The 1,112-nt window shown below is 55.9% G+C and carries 1 protein-coding gene; it reads left to right on the top strand.

Features of this window, described 5'->3' with window-relative positions; translation table 11 throughout:
• Nucleotides 1-221: 221 nt before the first annotated feature.
• Nucleotides 222-836 (top strand): tyrosine-type recombinase/integrase, encoded by a 615-nt coding sequence (locus AT959_RS14700; protein WP_066884333.1) that lies wholly within the window; start codon nt 222-224, stop codon nt 834-836.
• Nucleotides 837-1,112 lie beyond the last annotated feature (276 nt).

Raw genomic sequence — 1,112 nt, 5'->3', positions numbered from 1 at the left:
CCCCCTACCGTTTCGTCGCACCTCAAGTCAATGACGTCATCAATAGGGCGCTTACGGTACATCTGGAGTGAGTGACTGCAACCAGCCTGATAGCTGTCGTCTGGAAGTGCACAGTGGCTGTCCGCTACTGGCCGACAGCCCGCGTAGGCCATACTGCCCCACAGCAGCCATTCCCCCGCAGACCGAACATATGACTCCGATCACCAACCAAGGAGTCAAACATGGAAACCATCAACAAACGCGAAGCCTGGAACAAGGGAAAGCTCATCGGCCAGAAGCCACCGCTCAAGCCCAAGGACATCTGGGCCATCCGCATCTACCTCCAGAATGCCCATTCGGTCCGCGACCTCGCCATGTTCAACCTGGCCATCGACAGCAAGCTACGGGGCTGCGATCTCGTCAGCCTGCGGGTGCGCGACATAACACATGGAAACCAGGTGCTATCCCGCGCCATGGTGATCCAGCGAAAAACGCAGCGGCCAGTACAGTTCGAGCTGACTGAACCGACGAGGGCATCAGTGTCGGCCTGGCTGGAGAAGTCACATCTGCGAAGCGATCAGTTCCTATTCCCGAGCAGGGTGGCTAGATCACCTCATGTCTCGACACGCCAATATGCGCGGATAGTGCATCACTGGGCCGAGGCTGCCGGTCTTGATTCATCTGCCTACGGGACGCATTCCATGCGAAGAACGAAGGCAACCCTGATCTACAAGCGGACGAAGAACCTGCGGGCAGTTCAGCTGCTACTTGGTCATTCCAAGCTGGAAAGCACGGTTCGCTACCTCGGCATCGAGGTAGACGATGCACTAGAGATTTCGGAGCAGACTGAAATCTAGCCAGAGTGTCGCGGCTGTGCGAGTACCTTTTCCGTGCGGCCGCTTTGGGGCATCAGGTTGTACGCGGGCTGTCGGCCAGAAGCGGCCATTCATTGCATTTACCGTTAGCAGACATTTCTCTTGAGCCGAATGCGAGACGAATAGATACTTGCGGCTCTGTCTCCTTTTTCGTAAATCATATTTCGGACAAAATGCGCGAGAATCGTTGCCAATTCAAGGTTTCCGCTGCTTTTCGGGTGCCTGCTCAACAGTTAATAGACGGACCCATGGGTCCGT

This window comes from Dechloromonas denitrificans (assembly GCF_001551835.1).
Lineage (GTDB): Bacteria > Pseudomonadota > Gammaproteobacteria > Burkholderiales > Rhodocyclaceae > Azonexus > Azonexus denitrificans.
Note: the sequence above shows the minus strand (reverse complement) of the source record. Positions and strands in the feature narration are given on the sequence as shown.